Here is a 2,836-nt window from a genome sequence, read left to right on the forward strand (position 1 = left end):
GAATGGCGTTCTCAGCCTAAGAATGAATAAGCCTCAACCACGACGCCATGCATGAAATTTCTCAAGAAACTGCAATACCTTCTCAGGCGCGTTGGCTTTTTTCCAGTTACCAGCGACAAACTTATTGGTTTCCGCCAGGGTTGGGTAGATATGAATCGTGCCCAGGATCTTATTCAGACCTAAGCCATGCTTCATTGCCGTCACGTATTCAGCAATAATATCCCCGGCATGATGACCGACAATCGTTACCCCAAGAATTTTATCTTTCCCGGGGACGGTTAGCACCTTGATAAAACCATGAGCCTCACCATCGGCAATAGCTCGGTCTAAATCATCAATATCATAACGGCTTACATCATAAGCAATACCTTGTGCTTTGGCTTCCTGTTCGTTGATGCCGACACGGGCCACTTCCGGGTCTGAAAAAGTCGCCCAGGGAATGACGCGATAGTCTGCCTTGAACTTCTTGAATAAACCGAATAAACCGTTCACAGCGGTATACCAGGCTTGGTGAGAGGCCGTGTGCGTGAACTGATAAGGCCCGGCCACATCGCCGCACGCATAGATATTGGGGAAGCGCGTTTGAAGGAATTCGTTCACCTCTATCGTGCCTTTATCCGTTAAGGGGATATTCAATTTATCTAAACCAAAGCCCTCTGTATTCGCTTTACGTCCGACTGCCAATAGCAAAACATCATATTCAATTCGCTGTTCAGTGCCGTCAATGTCGGTGCACAACAGAACTTTTTGGCCATTATCAGTAATAAACTCTGTTGGCTGATGGTTTAATCTAAGATCAATGCCTTCCTCAATAAAGCGCTTTTGAACCTCTGCGCTCACGTCTTCATCTTCTCGTGGCATGATGCGGGCAGAGCGGTCCATTTGAATCACCTGCACTCCAAGGCGCTGGAAGCTCTGGGCCATTTCACAGCCGATAGGCCCACCACCGATGATCAGCATGCGGCCTGGTTTTTCTCTAAGTTCCCATATCGTATCGGAAGTCAAATAACCTGTATCTTCAATGCCCTTAATCGCAGGAACAAAAGGCCGCGCTCCTGTGGAGATAACGATGTTACGCGTGGTGATCGTTTCACCATTAACTTTTACTCTAAAAGGGTCAATGATTTCTGCGCTGCCGGTAATGCAGTCAACACCGAGTCCCGTGAATCGCTCGATAGAGTCGTGAGGCTCAATGGTTTTAATAATCGATTGAATGCGTTCCATTACCGCAGGAAAGTCGACCTCGATATTTTCATTTGATAGACCAAATTCCTCAGCACGCTCATAGTACTTTGCCATTTTAGCCGAACGAATGAGTGCTTTACTGGGGACACAACCGGTATTTAAGCAGTCGCCGCCCATTTTATGACGCTCAATAAGAGAGACTTTTGCTTTGGTTGCTGCAGCGATCAATGAAGTAACCAGTCCTGCTGAACCTGCACCGATAACGACCATATTGGTGTCAAATTTAGACGGCTTGTCATAGTTAGCGAAAACCTTTTTAGCTTGTATGCTTTCCATTAACTTCTTGGCCAAAATAGGGAATAGGCCGAGTAGAGCAAAAGCAAACAATAAACCGGGTGATAGGATGCCTGATAGAGAATCAATCTGACCAAGCTGAGTACCGGTATAAACGTAAACAAGGGTGCCTGGGAGCATGCCGAGCTGGCTGATCAAAAAGAATTGGCGAGTCTTGATTGGCGTTAAACCCATCACTAAGTTAATAACGAAAAACGGGAATAAAGGCACAAGGCGTAAGCCAAACAGATAAAACGCGCCTTCTTTTTCAATGCCTGCATTAATTGACTTAAGGGAGTCAGCAAACTTTTTTTGTACACTTTCTTTCAGTAGTGTTCGAGAAACTAGAAAGGCTAGTGTTGCACCGATTGTACTGGCAAAGGACACCAGAATCGTTCCCTGTAACAAACCGAAGATTGCACCGCCTGCAAGTGTCATTACTGCGGCGCCAGGCAAGGAGAGAGCAGTCACAGCAATATAGATCATGACGAATATGCCAGCACTGAGTATTGCATTTTGCGAATGAAAGTCACTGATAGCCTGTTGTTGAGACTTAAAGTAGTCGAGGCTCAAGTACTGGGCAAGGTCGAAGAAAAAAAAGCAGCCAATGAGAATAACGAGCGCGACAATAAGAAGTCTTTTCTTTTTATCCATAAATCTGTATCTACCTTCAAAATGGTGGTTATTTGAATGAAGTCTAATAAGGAGTGCGTTTGTTCAGACTGCAGCTATGTCTTAAGAGTTCAATTTAATAAGTAACTATATGTTAAGAAGGGCTAGTCTACCGAGATATTTACATTGTGTGCAATATAAATATCTCCATCGGGAGATAGCTCCTCAATTGATCTATGTCAGTTGATGGTAACTTTAATTATTTGAAAATGATTCCTATTAAGGTATAATGCTCGCAACTCTAGCAAGTGGTGATCATATGTTGGTTTGTGTTTGTAATGGTATTAGCGATAAAGATATTGATTCTGCTATTCATGAGGGTGCGACAGAATGTAAGGTGATCAGGGACTCGCTAGGTATTGGCAAGTGCTGTGGTCAATGTACCACTTATGCTAAAGACTTAATCAGTGAAAAAATGACCAGTATGCAAAATACTGCGGCTATGCAGCTTGCCTTAGAGGTTCGTGTTTAAGCAGTCTTTTTCCTTTCCTTTCCTTTCCCTTCGATTCTATCTAGCCTATCCAGTATCAAACCTTAAAAACTTAATGATAACTATTTAGTTTATTAAGTCTGTGATTATTAAAGCAATAACGTGCCTTTTGAATTTAAAAAGTAATATACTCATCGCACCACACTGATAAAAAAG

2 protein-coding genes are annotated in these 2,836 nt (G+C 43.3%); one reads left to right on the forward strand and one right to left on the reverse strand.

What is annotated here, in order from left to right:
- Positions 1–33 precede the first annotated feature (33 nt).
- Entirely contained in the window at positions 34–2,172 is a 2,139-nt protein-coding gene (locus A3756_RS14520; protein ID WP_068553752.1) for an FAD-dependent oxidoreductase, read from the reverse strand.
- A 247-nt stretch (positions 2,173–2,419) separates the two neighbouring features.
- On the opposite strand from A3756_RS14520, the gene A3756_RS14525 reads away from it, so the two are divergent.
- Positions 2,420–2,662: a (2Fe-2S)-binding protein gene (locus A3756_RS14525; RefSeq protein WP_082865273.1), complete on the forward strand. Its 243-nt coding sequence runs from the start codon at positions 2,420–2,422 to the stop codon at positions 2,660–2,662.
- The last annotated feature ends 174 nt before the right edge of the window (positions 2,663–2,836 follow it).

Source organism: Oleiphilus sp. HI0086 (assembly GCF_001635225.1).